The following is a 14,320-nucleotide window of genomic DNA, read 5'->3' as shown; positions in this document are numbered from 1 at the left end:
GGGGGGGGGCGGGCGCGGGCCGGGCCGGGGGGGCCGGCGGGGGCGCCCGCCGCGCCGCGGCGGGGGGGGGCGGGGGGGGGCCCGCCCCGCCCCGCGGCGCCCCCGGCCGCGGCCGCCGCCGGGATCACCGTCCCGGTGCGGTTCCTCCTCCAGTGGGACGACGAACGGGTGCCCCGGGCCGAGGCCCTGGCCCTGTTCGACGCGCTGTCCTCGGCCGAGAAGACGCTGCACGCCAACCCCGGCGGGCACGGGGACGTACCGGACTTCGAGCTCGACGACGCCCTGCGCTTCCTCGCCGACCGGCTGCGCTGAGCCTCCGTACGACGGGAGGCCGTCCGCCGGGCGGCCCCCGAATCCCGTTGCGGCCTGGTGATCGTTGCTCCCGGCCCGCCGGGACCTCGGCGTGTCGTTCTGCGGCGTGGGAAGGGTGGGTCAGGGGCCGCCGGCGATCTCCACGACGGCGTGGCGGTGGTGTTCGTCGGTGACGTGGGTGAGCAGGTAGTGGGCCAGGTCGGCGCGGGAGATCGAGCTCGCCTTGGCCAAGGGGCCGTTCAGGGCGGTTCGGTAGCGGCCGGTCAGGGGGCCGTCGGTGAGCATCGGCGGGCGCACGATCGTCCAGTCGATGTCGTGGGCGGCGGTGACGGCGGCCTCCATGCGTTCCATGTCGGCGTAGCCGTGCCGGTAGAGGCGCTGGATGACGAAGCGGGTGACCAGGCGGCGGCCCAGCGGCGTGCCCGGCGGGATCTCCAGGCCCGCCGACGACAGGCACAGCAGACGGCGCACCCCGCCCTCGCGCATGGCGGCGACGACGTTGGCGGTGCCCTGGGAGTAGACGGTGGTGGGATTGCCACGGTCGGTGCTGCCCAGGCACGACAGCACGGCCTCGTTCCCGGCGACGGCCGCCCGCCAGGGGCCGGGGGCGAGCACGTCACCCCCGATCACCCGCACCCGATCGGCCGAAGGGACGCGGGCGGGGTCACGGGCCAGGACGGTGACGTCGTGCCCGGCGGCGACCGCCTGCTCGACCACCTGGCGTCCGGTGCCGCCGGTCGCGCCCAGGACCATGAGCTTCATGCCACACCGGCCAGCGCCCGTACGACGGCCGCGGTGATCTCGCGCTGGCCCTCGATGCTCAGGTGCACGCCGTCGTCGAGGAAGTGGTGGTCCTCGGAGACGGCGAGCCTGGTGTCCACGGTGAGCTCGGGACGGCCCAGCAGGTGGTCGGAGGTGACGTCGAGGTCCTTGGCGGCCCAGCTGATGCCGGCCCGCCGGAAGTGGGTGTAGGCGGCGGCGCGCGGCTCGTCGACGGGGCTGGGGGTGAGCCAGACCCAGCGGACGGGCCCCCGCTCCTGGGCCAGGTCGTGCAGCATGGCCAGGTTGCGTTCGGTCTCGGCGGCGCTGACCAGGGTCGGCGCGCCGGGGGCCAGGTGCTGGGCGTCGTTGGCGCCGATCATGCACAGCACCAGGTCGGGCCGCTGGAAGCCGAGGGCGGGGAGCTGGGTGAGCGCCTGGGTGGTGGTGCTGCCGGTGATCGCCAGGTTGGTGAAGCGGACGGCGTCGCCGGGGCGGCACAGCGCGACGAGCCGGCCCAGGATCTCGAACCAGGACAGGCGGTCGGCGGTGGTGCTCTCGCCGATGGCGACGACGTGGAAGGCGTCCCGGGGGCCGTCGGCGCCCTCGGCGTGCAGGGGCAGCCGGTCGACGGCGTCGGCGAGGCCGGGCCGGGCCAGCAGCGTCGCGGCGGCCTGCCGGGCCTGGCGGTCGAAGCCGTCCAGCAGGGAGCGGTAGGCGTCGGCGTCGAGGCCGAACAGGGCGGCGACGCGGGCCTCGTCCGCGCCGATCAGGTAGGGCAGGGCGCCGGGCCGCTGGAACCGGACGAGCCGCTCGGTCATCGGGTCGATCATGACATGGCCTCCGTCTGGACGGTGGGTGCGAGGGACGGGAGGAGCGCGGCGTTCATCCGGACACCCGTCCGCCGGTGAGGTCGAGGGTCGCCCCGGTCACCCAGGCGGCGGCGGGCGAGGCGAGGTAGAGGACGGCCTGGGCGACGTCGGCGGGGTGGCCGACGCGGCCGAGCGGGAACGTCGCGGCGAGCTGGGCGAGCCGCTCGGCGGGCAGGGCGGCGAGCTTGTCGTTGAGCACGGCCGAGGGCGCCAGGCAGTTGACCCGGACGCCGTCGCCGCCCACCTCGGCGGCCAGATGCCGGGCGAACATGACGACGCCCGCCTTGGCCGCGGCGTAGGCGGCGTTGGCGCCCCCGGGCCGGCGGCCCGCGGTGGACGACATCAGGATGATCGACCCGGCGCGCCGCTCCAGCATGCCCGGCAGGAACTCGTGGACGGTGAGGAACACCGAGGTCAGGTCGGACTCCAGGACGGCGCGCCAGCGGCCCGGGTCGAGCCCGGCGGTCGGCGCGGGCGCGCCCTGCCCTCCGGCGAACGGCGCGAGGATCTCCACCGGCCCCAGCGCGGCCTCGACCTCGGCGCGGATACGGGCCAGGACGGCGGTGTCGGTCACGTCGCCGGGCGCGGCCAGCGCCTGGCCGCCCTCGCCGGTGATCGAGGCGACGACGCGGGCCACCGCCTCGGTGTCGCGGCCGGTGACCGCGACCTTGACGCCGTTGGCGGCCAGCGCGTGGCACGTGGCCGCGCCGATGCCGCGCGAACCGCCGGTGACGAGGGCGACCTTGCCCTCCAGTCCTGGATGCCTGGGCCAGTCGGTCCGATCGGTGGTCATCTCGGTAGCCATCGCATATTGCTTCTCTCTAGAGAAAGGTTCACTCTTGTGAAAGGTTCTGTGCGGAGTACAGTATGCGCTGTGTCCGCGTCCCGCAACCGCCCGATGGGCGTCGCCTTCCTGCTCGCGCAGCTCGGCGCGCACGCCGCCGGCCGCTTCGCCGCACGGGTCGCCGAGCTCGGCCTGTCGCCGTCCGACGTCGGGCTGCTGCGGATGATCGCCTTCCAGCCCGGCCGCAGCCAGCAGTCGCTCGCCGCCGATCTCGGCGTCGTGCCGAGCCGGGTCACCGCGCTGCTCGACCCGCTGGACCGGGCGGGCCTGGTGGAGCGGCGCCGGTCGTCCGGCGACCGTCGCAACCACGAGCTGCACCTGACCGAGCAGGGCGCGCGGGTCATGGAGGACATCAAGAGGACCGCGATGGCGCACGAGGCCGACGTGACCTCCGCCCTCAGCCCCGACCAGCGCGGGCAGCTGCTCGCCCTGCTGGAGCTGATCGCCGCCGACCAGGGCCTGACCCCCGGCGTGCACCCCGGCTACCGCCGCTCCTGACGCCCGCCCCGGCCCGTGGCGGGCCGTAGGTCCCCGCGCGATGGGACCTACGGCTCTGGCAGCCGCATCCGCGCAGGCCGGAGGCTGGGTACATCACCACCGGATGCGAAGAAGGTGTTCACGAATGAGGCACAGGCCCATCGCCCTTGACGCCGACGACGTTCAGGTCAGGATCCGCGGCGGCGGCGTGCGCGCGGCCGACGTGCGGCGTGCCCGGCACACCGTGGCCGACCTGACCCGGCTCGCCCACGAGCCGGTGCTCGGGGCGACGGTCAAGCTCGCCGCCACAACGGAGGTCGCGGGTGAGCGGCGTACCGCCGAGGCCGTGGTGGACGTCCAGGGCCGGCTCGTCAGGGCCCGGGCCGGCGCCGACTCCACCCGCGCGGCCATCCACCTGCTGGGCGACCGGCTGCGGACGCGGCTGCTGGAGACCAGCAGGGACTGGGAGAACCGGCGCGGACGCCACCCCCGGCCGCCTCACCCCGCCCCGCCCGCCGGGGAACGCCGGATCGTGCGCACTTTCACGGCCGCCCGCGCCGTGCCCGACGAGGCGGCGGTGGACATGGAGGACCTCGACTACGACTTCCTGCTGTTCACCGAGACCGCGACCGGCCAGGACAGCGTGATCTACCGCACCGAGGACGGCTACCGGCTCGCCCAGCTCGACCCCGGGCCCGGCCTGCCGATGCCGACCTGCGCGGCGATCTCGGTCAGCCCGCTGCCCGCCCCCCGCCTCACCACCGGGCAGGCCCTCGACCGGCTGGAGCTGACCGGCTTCCCGTTCGTCTTCTACGCCGACGCCGGAACCGGAGCGGGCTGCCTGCTCTACCGCCGTGACGACGGCGACCACGGCCTGGTCACCACGGCGCACGAAGGCTGACCACCGCGCCGCCCCCGGACCGCGCCGCCCTGGATCGGGGGCGGCGCGGACCGCCTCAGCGGGCGGCCGCGCGGGCGACGTCGAAGTCGTCGGCCTCGAAGGCCACCACGGCCCGCCGGGTCGCCGCCGCCAGTTTCGACCCGGTCGCGATACGGATCACGATGGACCGCCCGTCGAGACAGAAGTTCACCGGCTGGACGGCGGGCAGGGCGCGATCGGTGAACACGATCCGCCCGATGGGCACCGAGGACAGCAGCAGGAAGCACTCCTCCTCGGAGAGCACCTGAAGTCCGGACGAGTCGAGCTGCATGGCCTCCAGGATCCCAGTCCGGCCCCCGCCCCCGGCAGGGACGAAAGTCCCATCTTCCACCGCAGGCCGGCCCTCGGCCGCACGCGCCCGGATGTCCCGTCCGGGACCTTCGACCCTTCAACTGCGGACGTTCGCCCCGGTGAACGGCCCGGCCGCGCTCCTAGCCTGAGATCCGGCCCGCGATCGCGGGTACGTTCCCCCTGGGACTGTGGAGGTCACATGTTGTCCCCGGAATCCGCCGCCGTCGTCCGCGCCACGCTGCCCGTCGTCGGCGCCTCGCTCGACGCCATCACCGAGCGGTTCTACGCGACGATGTTCGCCGACCGGCCCGAACTGCTGGACGGCCTGTTCAACCGCGGCAACCAGGCCAGCGGCGAGCAGCGCAAGGCGCTGGCGGCCTCCGTCGCCGCCTTCGCCACCATGCTCCTGGACCACCCCGGCCAGCGCCCCGACCACCTGCTCGCGCGCATCGCGCACAAGCACACCGCGGTCGGCGTCACCGACGACCAGTACGTGATCGTCCACAAGTACCTGTTCGGCGCGATCGCCGAGGTGCTGGGCGAGGCCGTCACCCCGCAGGTCGCCGCCGCCTGGGACGAGGTCTACTGGCTGATGGCCGGCGCCCTGATCGCGATGGAGGCCCGCATCTACGCCGAGGCCGGCGCCGTCGAAGGCCGCACGTGGCGGCGCTGGCGGGTGGCCGGCCGCCGCGAGGAGACGCCCGACGTCGCCTCCTTCCTGCTCAGCCCGATCGGCGAGGAGCCGCCACCGCCCGCCCGCCCCGGCCAGTACGTCAGCGTCCAGGTCGAGATGCCCGACGGCGTGCGCCAGCTCCGCCAGTACACGCTGTCCAACGCCGGCGACGGCCTGCGCAGGATCACCGTCAAGCGCGTGGACGACGACCCCGCGGGCGAGGTGTCCACCCTGCTGCACGCCACCGTGCGCCAGGGCGACGAGCTCACCCTGTCGGCGCCCTTCGGCGACGTGACGCTGGACGACTCCGAGGCGCCCCTGGTCCTGGTGAGCGCCGGCATCGGCTGCACCCCCATGGTGGCCATGCTCGACCACCTGGCCGCCACCGGCTCGCGCCGCCGCGTCCTGACCCTGCACGCCGACCGCTCGCCCGACCGGCACGCGCTGCGCGAGGACATGGCCCGCCTGGCCCCCGAGCACGTCTTCTGGTACGAGCACGGCGCCCAGGGCGCCGACCGCGACGGCCTGATGGACCTCGGCGACGTCCCGATCCCGCAGGGCGCGGTCGCCTACCTGTGCGGGCCGCTGCCGTTCATGCGCGAGGCGCGCGCCGCGCTGCTGAGGGAGGGCGTGGCGGCGCGCGACGTGCGCTACGAGGTCTTCGGCCCCGACCTGTGGCTGGCCGCCGGCTGACGCCCCCGGCGATCAACCCGCGATCAACCCTCGATCCACCCTCGATCCACGTGAGGAGCATTGACATGAGCGCTGTCCGAGGCGCGGCGAGGGCGCTGCTGGGCGCCGCCGGCGCCGCGATGGTGACCGCCGGGCCCGTCATGGCCGCCCGGGGCGTCCAGGCGCGCGGCGAGATCCGGGACGAGCTGAGCCGCCAGGCCATCAGCTTCCCCGGCAAGGGACTGCCCGCCGAGCTCGCCGCCCACCAGGGCCGCGACGTGCTGACCGGCCCGCAGGCCAGGGCCTACGCCCAGGTGATCGGTCGCAACGTGCTGACCGCCACCGGCGGCCGGACGTACGCGCAGGTCAGCGCCGAGCTGTTCGCGGCGGGCGGCGAGGACGCCGAGCTGGAGAGCCTGCGGCAGACCGCCTTCACCGGCCAGATGTTGCGCGCCTCCCTGCTCAACGCCTACCAGGCCTGGCAGCTCGGCAACCTGGTCATCGGCCTGGGCGGGCTGCTGACCGTCACCGGCGCCGCCCTGCTGGCCACCGGCGCCACCCTCGCCGGCGACGAGTGAGGGGGAGGCGGACCATGCGACCGGCGACGTCCGGAACGACACAGCTGGAGGACTGTGTGCTGTCCATCGGCCATCACTTCACCGAGACCTTCCACGCCGAGCACCGCGAGGTCAGGGACCTGCTGCTCGCGCTGATCGACGCCTTCCGGACCGGCGCGGCGGCGCGGGTGGGGAAGCTGGTGGAGGCCCTGTCGGCGGCCGTCGGGCCGCACTTCCGCTACGAGGAAGAAGCCATGTATCCCGGCCTGAGATCCGTCTTCGGCGCGCACTACGTGGACAAACTGCTCAGCGATCACGACGACACGATCCGCAACATCCGCGAGCTGACCGAGCTGGCCGACCTGGCCGCGATCGACGGCCTGGGCGAGCTCGACGAGAACCAGGCCGCCTGGGGCATCGCCCTGGTACGGGAGATCCTGCCGCACGTCGGCGACTGCGACGGCCTGTCCCTCATGGTCGAGACGCTGCCCGAGGACGACGTCGTGCACATCCTGGCGACCCGCGAGGTGGCCAGGGAGATCAACGCCGACGTGCTCACCTGGGCCGGGACGCTGCGGGCGCGACGTGTCTGAGGCCGTTACCGAGGCCGTGACCGAGGCCGCGCTCCCCGTCCTGATCCAGGGCGGCATGGGCGTCGGGGTGTCCGGATGGCGGCTGGCGCGCGCGGTGGCCCGTACCGGGCAGCTCGGCGTGGTGTCGGGCACCGCCCTGGACGTCACCCTGGCCCGCCATTTGCAGCGCGGCGACCCCGGCGGCCACCTGCGCCGGGCCCTGGCCTGCTTCCCCATCCCCGGGATCGCCGAACGGGTGCTCGGACGCTACTTCGTGCCCGGCGGGATCGCGCCCGGCACGCCGTACCGGCCGGTGCCCCGGCTCGGGCTGCGGCCCAGCAGGGCCCGCGACGAGCTGGCCGTGGTCGCCAACTTCGCCGAGGTCTTCCTGGCCAAGCAGGGCCACGACGGGCCGGTCGGCGTCAACTACCTGGAGAAGATCCAGCTCGCCACGCCGGCCGCCGCGTACGGCGCGATGCTGGCCGGCGTCGACTACGTGCTGATGGGCGCCGGCATCCCGGCGGAGATCCCCGCGCTGCTCGACGCCTTCGCCGCGCACCGCCCGGCCGAGATCACCGTCACGGTCGCCGAGGCGGGAGAGGCCCGCCACACGACCGGACTCGACCCGGCCGCGCTGTGGCCCGCGCCCGCCGAGCCGCTGCGGCGCCCCAAGCTGCTGGCGATCGTCTCCTCCCACGTGCTGGCCCTCTACCTGGCCCGCTCGCCCGTGACCAGGCCCGACGGGTTCGTCCTGGAGTCGCCGGTGGCCGGCGGGCACAGCGCGCCGCCGCGCGGCCGGCTGCTGCTGGACGAGCGCGGCGAACCCGTCTACGGGCCGCGCGACGAGGCCGACACCGCCAAGGTCGCCGCGCTCGGGCTGCCGTTCTGGCTGGCCGGCGGGTACGCCGTCCCCGGCGGCGCGGCCGGAGCGCGGGCCACCGGGGCCACCGGCATCCAGGTCGGGACGGCGTTCGCCCTGTGCCGGGAATCGGGCCTGGACGACGGCCTGCGGCGGCGCATGCTCAGCCGGGCACGCCGGGGCGCGCTGGAGGTCCGCAACGACCCGCGTGCCTCGCCCACCGGCTTCCCGTTCAAGGTCGCGAGCCTGCCCGGCACCCTGTCGGAGCCCGAGGTGCACGACCGGCGTCCGCGGCTGTGCGACCTGGGCTACCTGCGCACCCCGTACGCCAGGCCCGGCGGCGCGATCGGCTACCGCTGCCCCGCCGAACCCGTGGACGCCTACGTCCGCAAGGGCCGGCCCGCCGAGGAGGCCGAGGGCCGCCAGTGCCTGTGCAACGGGCTGACCGCCGCCATCGGCCTGGGCCAGCGCCGCGCCGACGGCTACCACGAGCCCGCCCTGCTCACCCTGGGCCAGGACCTCGGCTTCCTGGACGGCCTGCCCGACGACCACTCGGCCGCCGACGTCGTGGACCACCTCCTGCGAGGAGCACCCGCATGACCGCCCCACCCGGCCGCGGGCCGCTGCGCCGGGTCCGGCGCGACGTCGCCGCGAGCCCGTTCATCGTGATCTGGGAGGCCACCCGCGCCTGCGCGCTGGCCTGCCTGCACTGCCGCGCCGAGGCCGTGCCCGACCGGAACCCGGCGGAGCTGGGCACGGAGGAGGCGTACCGGCTCGTGCGTCAGGTGGCGGACTTCGGCGCGCCCCCGCCGCTGTTCACCGCGCTGCGCGACCCCGACCGGCTGGGCGGGCGGTGCGGGGCGTGCGAGTTCCGCACGATCTGCGGCGGCTCCCGCTCACGCGCCTACGCCTGCTCCGGCGACGTGCTCGGCGAGGAGCCGTGGTGCGCCTACGAGCCGGGCAGCTTCCCCTGCCAGAAGGAACCGGCCGCCCATGTTTGAGAGGAGAAGGGCCGGCGGGCTGGCCGCGCCCTACGACACGATGCTGGCCGCGTACGCCGCCGCGCTGGCCGGCTCGCCGCTGGCCGCCTCCAGCCGGGCCAGCTACCTGCGCCGGGTCGGCCGCTACCTGACGTGGGTCGCCGCCGCCTCGGCCCGCGGCCTGCTGGCGGGCGAGCCGCTGGCCGACACGACCGAGGCCGTCCGCACCGCGCACGCCTACCACGGCGAGCTGGACGGCCGCTACGCCGCCAGCACGATCAACAGCACCCTGGCCGCCCTGGAGGACTTCTACGCCCGCCTCCACCTCGGCGCGACCGGCATCCCCCGCCGCCAGGCCGCCGGAGAGCGGGTGGGCGCGCGATGACCTGGTGGTCGGTGGTGCGTTTCCTGCACGTGCTCGGGGCCGCGCTGTGGGTCGGCGGCCAGCTCGCGGTCTCCCTCGTGCTGCTGCCCCTGGCCCGCCGCCTGCTCGACGAGGAGCGCCGCACCCGGATGCTCGACGCCGTCGGACGCCGTTTCGGCCTGCTCACCGCCGCCCTGTTCCTGCCCCTCCAGCTCGCCACCGGCCTGGCCATCGCCTGGCACAAGGGCGTCACCTGGGCCTCGCTCACCGAACCCGGCTACGGCCGCGTCCTGGCCGCCAAACTGCTGCTCTTCTGCGCCGTCATGGCCGCCGCCGCGCTGCACGGCTGGGCCGCGGCCCACGCCCGCCCCCGCCTGGCCCGCGCGATGGCCGTCAGCGCGCTGGCGGGGTCGATCGGCGTGGTCCTGCTGGCCGCCGCGCTGCCCGCCACCTGATCATGGCCGATCGGACGTACGGAAAGGGACTTTGGTCCCTGACGGCGGCACGGCCGGCCGCGGGACTGACCCGCTCCGGAGGCGCGCGCCGGTCAGCCGGTCGTCGCGGGCGACGGGCCGGGCGTGATGCGGTCCCAGGCGGCCATCGGCAGCATGATGACGGCCGCCGGGAACAGGCCGTGCTCCTCGTGGTCGATGTGCCAGTGGAGACGGTCGAGGGCGTCCAGCACGGCGGGCCAGTCGGGCGCGGCCGGGTCGACCGCGCCGAGGATGCCGTGGATGTCGGCGTGCTCGGCGCACAGCCGCTCCACCTCCTCGGCCAGCGACCCTTCGGCGCGCAGCTCGGCGAACAGCCCGCTCTCCTCGGCGTCGGTGTGCGGGACGAGCCGGGTCATCAGCTCCTCCAGCAGTGACACGGCCTGGCCGTGACGCAGCTCCCCGATGGCGCGGCGCAGCGCCCCCGCGCACTCCTGGATGTCCCAATGTTCCTGGGACAGGCGGCCGATCAGCGGAAACTCCCGGCAGCCGCAGTAATTGCACATGGTCACGTCCTTACAGGAGGGTTGCTTGCCGAGGACGACAGCCGGGGCGCACACCTGCGCGTCCTGCTCCTCAGGCCGCCCTGGCCTCCACCCTTCCCGGCGGGACGCCGCCCCGGTCAGGGCCGAAAGTCCCGCATCGGCCAGGCCCTCCGTCGGGAAAACCACGTGACGGGCGCCGTCGGCGTCGGGGACGATCATGGTCATGGGGTATGACGAGCTGGTGGCGGAGGCGTCGTCGGCGGCGATCGAGGGCTGGGACTTCGCCTCCCTGCGCGGCCGGGTCGTCGAGGAGCCGCTGCCCTGGAGCTACGAGCGGCTGCTGCGGGAACGGCTGCCCGGCGCGGGCTCGCTGCTGGACCTGGGGACCGGCGGCGGCGAGTTCCTGTCCGGGCTCGGGCCGCTGCCGCCGCGCACCGCGGCCACGGAGGGCCACCCGCCCAACCTGCCGGTCGCCCGCCGCCGTCTGGAGCCGCTGGGCGTCGAGGTGGCCGCGGTCCGGGAGGACGACGTGCTGCCGTTCCCCGGCCGGGCGTTCGACGTGGTGGCGAACCGGCACGAGTCGTACGACCCGCGCGAGGTCCGCCGCGTACTGGCCGAGGACGGGGTCTTCGTCACCCAGCAGGTGGGCGGCCGCGACCTCGAAGACCTCAACCGGGCGCTGGACGCGCCGCCGCTCGCGTACCGCGGGTGGGGCCTCGCCCGTGCCGCCGCCGGTCTGGCCGAGGCGGGGCTCACCGTGACGTGGAGCGCGCAGGCGCGGGTGCGGACGGTGTTCCACGACGTCGGGGCGCTCGTGCTGTTCCTGCGGATGGTGCCCTGGCAGGTCCCCGGCTTCGACGCCGTCCGGTACGGCCACCGCCTGCGCGCCCTGCACGAGCGGATGGCAGACGGCCGGCCGCTGACGGCGTACGCCCACCGCTTCGCCCTGCTGGCCCGCCGGTCTACCGGAAGCGGGGGCGCGGAGGGACGGTGACGGGTCGTCCCGTCCGGGCTGACTCGTAGGCGGCTTCGACCAGGGCGACCGCCGCCGCGTCGTCGCCCGGCGCGTGGTTGGGGGCCCGGCCCGCAACCAGCTCTCCGAACGCCTCCACCGGCGCGTGCTCGGCCCACGCGGCGTGGCTCGGATCCGGGGACAGGCGGATCCGGGCGCCGTCGGGCCGGTGGACGGTCGCGGGCCCGCGCCGGCAGCTCGCGCTCCCGCGCGGCCACCTGACCGGCGGGGACGCGCCGCACCTGAGGTCCGGCCGGACCGAGCACGGGCTCATTCTCACATGCTCCACGCCTCGTGGATCGTGGTGACGGCCGAGGAGACGGGCCGCCCGCCGGGCCGCGTGACGGCCGGAGCGCCCGGCACGGGCACGCCGTCGACGGTGATCGAGGCGTGCTCGCAGGGGATGATCTGCATCGACAGCCCGTGGCTGACGCCCAGCAGCGGGAAGTCGGCCATCGCGAACGGCCTGGCGTCCAGCGGTCCGGTGATGGCGACCGCCAGCCCGGCCGCCGTGGCGTGCGCGCCCGTGGCGGGGTCGACGCGCAGCTCCACGTCCGCCCGTTCCACCCGCGCGACGGGCCAGGACGGCAGCGCCGTGGCCTCGTCGAAGTGCCGGACGAAGTGCTCCTCGATCCACGTCCCCAGCCGGAGGTCGTCGCCGACGACGCGCAGCCCGGCGGGCGTCCACACCACCAGGACGGCCCCGGCGCCGTGCGTGGACCAGTCCACCTGCCACAGGGAGGCGTACCCGGTGGGGGTGTCGCCGTCGTACAGGGTGACGTACGGGTTGGCCCCGGCGAGCAGTGGCCGGCGGGTCAGGTAGGCGCTCGCGGGCGTGCTTTCACTGGTGCTGAGCATGAACCGATCATGGACGCTCGCACCCCTCGCGGGCCAGCCCGTTGCGGGATTCCGCAACCCGTCCCGTCTGAGTAGGGCGGTACTCATGCCCTCCCGCCGCCCAGGGCGCAGCCTTCAAGGGACGGAACGCACGACGGAAGGGAGCAGGCGATGCGTGAGGGCGTACATCATCGGCGGATCGGCCGCAGGGCGCTGCTGGCGGTGATCATGGTCGTGTCGGTAGCCATGCCCGTGTGGTCGGCGGCGGCGCCGGCCTCCGGGGCCGTGGCGGCACGCGAGCGGACGCTCGCCGAGCCCTGGTCCTACCTGTTCGAGATCCGCCGGCGCTTCCCCGCGCCGGAGAAATGCGTGGACGTCGACAACGGCTACACCTTCGACGGCGCCAACGTGAAGCAGTGGGAGTGCGTCAACGTCCCGCAGCAGCACTGGCAGTACCAGCGGGCGGCGCCCGGGAGCGAGTGGTTCTTCCTGCGCGCCCAGCACAGCGGCAAGTGCCTCGACGTCGACAACGGCTACACCTTCGACGGCGCCAACGTGAAGCAGTGGCAGTGCGTCGACGTCCCGCAGCAGTTGTGGCGCTGGAAGTACGCCTACACCGACGCGTGGTGGAACACCTTCTACTTCCTGGAGAACCAGAAGAGCGGCAAGTGCCTCGACGTCGACCACGGCTGGACCCACAACGGCGCCAACATCCAGCAGTGGACCTGCGACGAGTACGCCGGCCAGCAGTTGTGGTACTTCCGGGCCGTGTGACCGGGCCGTGTGACCGGGCCGGGCGTCCGCGAGGCCGCCCCGGGGCCGTCCGGCCGGCCTCGCGTCAGGACGTGGCCGGCGGGATGTTGTGGTTGACGCGGAAGAGCTGGGCCGGGTCGTACCGGGCCTTGAGCGCGGCCAGCCGCCGGTGGTCCTCCTCGGAGTAGGCCCGCCTGACCCGCTCCGGGGCCGAGTCGTGGTCGAACAGGAACCCCGGCAGCATGGCGCCGGTGTCCCAGGGCCGCAGCCGGTCCAGCACCTCGTCGGCGGCCTCGCGCGCGGCCCCGGCCTGTCCGGGCGGGGCCGGCAGCCGCATCCACAGCAGATAGGCCGCGCCCCGGGTGCCGACCGGGTGCGGACGGCCCGGCGGACGATCGAGCGCCCCGCCCAGGTGACGGAGCTGGATGCCGGGGAACGGGCCGTCCGCCCGCGCGGGGTCGATGAACGAGGCCAGCTCCGCCGCGGCGTCGTCGTCCAGGTCGCGCAGCAACGCGCTGCGCAGGTGAGCCGAGACCGGGTGCCGGGGGTCCTGGTAGATCTCGGTGACGCTCGGGTACGGCATGGCCGCGCAGGTGTCCTTCTCCGGGCCGAGCGCGCGCAACGGCGCCACCAGGCGGGAGCCCAGCTCCTCGTCCCCGACGCAGAGCGTCCGCACCTGCACCATCGAGCGGCCCCGGAACGCCTCCGGCAACTGCGGCACGTCGGGGAAGCGCACGAGCGTCACGGAGGACGACATCTCCTCCGGCTGCTCCCTGGCCCAGGCAAAGTAGGAGCGGAGCAGGCGGGCGGTGTGCACGGGGTCCTCGCCCGGGTAGTACAGCTCGCCGCCGTGGACGGTGCGCAGCGGCAGCAGCTCGATCTCGGCCGCGACGACGACGCCGAAGTTGCTCTTGCCGCCCCGCACCGCCCAGAACAGGTCCGGCTCCCGGTCGGGCGAGACGGTCCGCAGCAGGCCGTCGGCGGTGACGACGTCGAGCGAGCGGACGCGGTCGGCGGCGAAGCCGTACGTGCGGGCGGCCAGCGGGAGGCCGCCGCCGGTCAGGAAGCCCATCACGCCGACCTCGCCGGACGATCCGCACAGCGGCGCGAGCCCGTGCCCGGCCGCCGCGGTGATCACCTCGCTCCAGCGCAGCCCCGCGCCGATCCGCGCGGTGGCGGCGTCCGGGTCCACCGACAGCTCGCGCAGCCCGCCGGTGGCGATGAACACGGCTCCGTCGGCCGGCACCGACTTGCCGTGCCCGGTGGACTGCACCGCGACCGGCCGTCCGGTCCGGGCCGCGTACCGGACGGCGGTGGCCACGTCGTCGGCGTCGGCGGCGAGCACGACGACCGCGGGCCGGTGCTCGACCGTCAGCAGCCAGCCCGAGCAGGCGTCCTGGAAGCCGTCGTCGCCCGGGTGGAGTGTGCGGCCCCGGATCCGCGCGTCCAGGCCCGTCAGGTCGTGCGCGTCCGCGCCGCCGGGGGCGGACACGGTCGTGACGGGGGTCGTCCGGTCGTCGGTCGGGGTGTTCGGCATGTCGGTTCCGTCTCCCTTGATAGTTGGTCGTGC

Annotated in this window: 19 protein-coding genes and 1 pseudogene; 12 read left to right on the top strand and 8 right to left on the bottom strand. The window is 75.0% G+C overall.

The genetic code is table 11. The features are described from left to right. Positions 1 to 312: pseudogene (locus tag ABZ815_RS50195) on the top strand (hypothetical protein); the annotation flags it as partial. A gap of 120 nt (positions 313 to 432) precedes the next feature. Here ABZ815_RS50195 and ABZ815_RS50190 read toward each other — a convergent pair. From ABZ815_RS50190 to ABZ815_RS50180, 3 genes are read right to left on the bottom strand one after another with little or no spacing between them, the layout of a single operon-like run. Next, complete coding sequence (locus tag ABZ815_RS50190) at positions 433 to 1,074, bottom strand: SDR family oxidoreductase (protein ID WP_357709914.1); 642 nt, start codon at positions 1,072 to 1,074, stop codon at positions 433 to 435. After that, positions 1,071 to 1,904: an SGNH/GDSL hydrolase family protein gene (locus ABZ815_RS50185; RefSeq protein WP_357709912.1), complete on the bottom strand. Its 834-nt coding sequence runs from the start codon at positions 1,902 to 1,904 to the stop codon at positions 1,071 to 1,073. Before ABZ815_RS50185 ends, ABZ815_RS50190 begins: the two co-directional genes overlap by 4 nt. A 52-nt stretch (positions 1,905 to 1,956) precedes the next feature. Further along, positions 1,957 to 2,736: an SDR family NAD(P)-dependent oxidoreductase gene (locus tag ABZ815_RS50180; RefSeq protein ID WP_357709909.1), complete on the bottom strand. Its 780-nt coding sequence runs from the start codon at positions 2,734 to 2,736 to the stop codon at positions 1,957 to 1,959. A gap of 81 nt (positions 2,737 to 2,817) precedes the next feature. Between ABZ815_RS50180 and ABZ815_RS50175 the strand changes: the two genes are divergently transcribed. Further along, complete coding sequence (locus ABZ815_RS50175; RefSeq protein ID WP_357709907.1) at positions 2,818 to 3,285, top strand: MarR family transcriptional regulator; 468 nt, start codon at positions 2,818 to 2,820, stop codon at positions 3,283 to 3,285. A gap of 124 nt (positions 3,286 to 3,409) precedes the next feature. After that, complete coding sequence (locus ABZ815_RS50170; RefSeq protein ID WP_357709905.1) at positions 3,410 to 4,165, top strand: sigma 54 modulation/S30EA ribosomal C-terminal domain-containing protein; 756 nt, start codon at positions 3,410 to 3,412, stop codon at positions 4,163 to 4,165. Positions 4,166 to 4,220: 55 nt separating this feature from the next. Here ABZ815_RS50170 and ABZ815_RS50165 read toward each other — a convergent pair whose 3' ends face one another. Continuing rightward, on the bottom strand, positions 4,221 to 4,475 hold the full coding sequence (locus ABZ815_RS50165; protein ID WP_357709903.1) for a pyridoxamine 5'-phosphate oxidase family protein: 255 nt from the start codon (positions 4,473 to 4,475) through the stop codon (positions 4,221 to 4,223). 219 nt (positions 4,476 to 4,694) lie between these two features. Between ABZ815_RS50165 and ABZ815_RS50160 the strand changes: the two genes are divergently transcribed. The 7 genes from ABZ815_RS50160 to ABZ815_RS50130 all read left to right on the top strand — a co-directional run bounded on the left by ABZ815_RS50160 (position 4,695) and on the right by ABZ815_RS50130 (position 9,627). Then, entirely contained in the window at positions 4,695 to 5,861 is a 1,167-nt protein-coding gene (locus ABZ815_RS50160; protein WP_357709901.1) for a globin domain-containing protein, read from the top strand. Between the two features lie 65 nt (positions 5,862 to 5,926). Further along, the gene (locus tag ABZ815_RS50155) at positions 5,927 to 6,418 is read left to right on the top strand and encodes a hypothetical protein (protein ID WP_357709898.1); all 492 of its coding nucleotides are present in this window, start codon (positions 5,927 to 5,929) and stop codon (positions 6,416 to 6,418) included. A gap of 14 nt (positions 6,419 to 6,432) precedes the next feature. Next, a complete protein-coding gene (locus ABZ815_RS50150) occupies positions 6,433 to 6,990 on the top strand; it encodes a hemerythrin domain-containing protein (protein ID WP_357709895.1) in 558 nt (185 codons plus the stop codon). After that, positions 6,983 to 8,428, top strand: coding sequence for a nitronate monooxygenase (locus ABZ815_RS50145; protein ID WP_357709893.1), 1,446 nt, complete (start codon positions 6,983 to 6,985; stop codon positions 8,426 to 8,428). The genes ABZ815_RS50150 and ABZ815_RS50145 overlap by 8 nt, the downstream gene beginning before the upstream one ends. Next, the gene (locus tag ABZ815_RS50140; protein WP_357709891.1) at positions 8,425 to 8,829 is read left to right on the top strand and encodes a hypothetical protein; all 405 of its coding nucleotides are present in this window, start codon (positions 8,425 to 8,427) and stop codon (positions 8,827 to 8,829) included. The genes ABZ815_RS50145 and ABZ815_RS50140 overlap by 4 nt, the downstream gene beginning before the upstream one ends. Further along, positions 8,822 to 9,193 carry a hypothetical protein gene (locus ABZ815_RS50135; RefSeq protein WP_357709889.1) on the top strand — a complete coding sequence of 124 codons (372 nt, stop codon included), beginning with the start codon at positions 8,822 to 8,824 and terminating at the stop codon, positions 9,191 to 9,193. Before ABZ815_RS50140 ends, ABZ815_RS50135 begins: the two co-directional genes overlap by 8 nt. Beyond that, complete coding sequence (locus ABZ815_RS50130) at positions 9,190 to 9,627, top strand: hypothetical protein (RefSeq protein ID WP_357709887.1); 438 nt, start codon at positions 9,190 to 9,192, stop codon at positions 9,625 to 9,627. Before ABZ815_RS50135 ends, ABZ815_RS50130 begins: the two co-directional genes overlap by 4 nt. A gap of 92 nt (positions 9,628 to 9,719) precedes the next feature. On the opposite strand, the gene ABZ815_RS50125 is transcribed toward ABZ815_RS50130, so the two are convergent. Beyond that, positions 9,720 to 10,169, bottom strand: a complete 450-nt coding sequence (locus ABZ815_RS50125; RefSeq protein WP_357709885.1) for a hemerythrin domain-containing protein — start codon at positions 10,167 to 10,169, stop codon at positions 9,720 to 9,722. Positions 10,170 to 10,371: 202 nt separating this feature from the next. On the opposite strand from ABZ815_RS50125, the gene ABZ815_RS50120 reads away from it, so the two are divergent. Beyond that, positions 10,372 to 11,142 (top strand): methyltransferase domain-containing protein, encoded by a 771-nt coding sequence (locus ABZ815_RS50120; protein ID WP_357709884.1) that lies wholly within the window; start codon positions 10,372 to 10,374, stop codon positions 11,140 to 11,142. On the opposite strand, the gene ABZ815_RS50115 is transcribed toward ABZ815_RS50120, so the two are convergent. Further along, positions 11,111 to 11,434, bottom strand: coding sequence for a hypothetical protein (locus ABZ815_RS50115; protein WP_357709882.1), 324 nt, complete (start codon positions 11,432 to 11,434; stop codon positions 11,111 to 11,113). The genes ABZ815_RS50120 and ABZ815_RS50115 overlap by 32 nt on opposite strands. A 2-nt stretch (positions 11,435 to 11,436) precedes the next feature. Beyond that, on the bottom strand, positions 11,437 to 12,018 hold the full coding sequence (locus ABZ815_RS50110) for a hypothetical protein (protein ID WP_357709880.1): 582 nt from the start codon (positions 12,016 to 12,018) through the stop codon (positions 11,437 to 11,439). A gap of 150 nt (positions 12,019 to 12,168) precedes the next feature. Here ABZ815_RS50110 and ABZ815_RS50105 point away from each other — a divergent pair, with 150 nt between their 5' ends. Continuing rightward, positions 12,169 to 12,771: an RICIN domain-containing protein gene (locus ABZ815_RS50105; RefSeq protein WP_357709877.1), complete on the top strand. Its 603-nt coding sequence runs from the start codon at positions 12,169 to 12,171 to the stop codon at positions 12,769 to 12,771. A 64-nt stretch (positions 12,772 to 12,835) separates the two neighbouring features. Here ABZ815_RS50105 and ABZ815_RS50100 read toward each other — a convergent pair whose 3' ends face one another. Continuing rightward, a complete protein-coding gene (locus tag ABZ815_RS50100) occupies positions 12,836 to 14,287 on the bottom strand; it encodes an FAD-binding oxidoreductase (RefSeq protein WP_357709874.1) in 1,452 nt (483 codons plus the stop codon). Positions 14,288 to 14,320: the final 33 nt, after the last annotated feature.

The sequence above is a fragment of the Nonomuraea sp. NPDC047529 genome, from assembly GCF_040642995.1.
Taxonomy (GTDB): Bacteria; Actinomycetota; Actinomycetes; order Streptosporangiales; family Streptosporangiaceae; genus Nonomuraea.
This window is presented reverse-complemented; position numbering and strand designations above follow the sequence as displayed.